At 42.6% G+C, this 230-nt stretch carries 1 pseudogene; it reads right to left on the bottom strand.

The features are described from left to right. Nucleotides 1-230, bottom strand: a pseudogene (locus tag A3712_RS15580) (glyceraldehyde-3-phosphate dehydrogenase); the annotation flags it as partial.

Raw genomic sequence — 230 nt, 5'->3', positions numbered from 1 at the left:
CAACGTTTTTGATGTCACCTTTGCCTGGTGCAGTAAGCAGTACTTTGCTTGCACCGTTACAAGCTAAGTGTTGGTTTAGACCTTCTGCGTCGCGCCAGACACCTGTGTTATCAACAACTAAAGCATTATTGATTCCGTAAGCCGTATAATCCACGTCTTCTGGTTTATTTGCGTAGATAACTTGGATGAAATTACCGTTAACGATGATCGCTTTACGTTCTTGGTCTACA

The organism is Vibrio sp. HI00D65 (assembly GCF_001635455.1).
Classification (GTDB): domain Bacteria; phylum Pseudomonadota; class Gammaproteobacteria; order Enterobacterales; family Vibrionaceae; genus Vibrio.
This window is presented reverse-complemented; position numbering and strand designations above follow the sequence as displayed.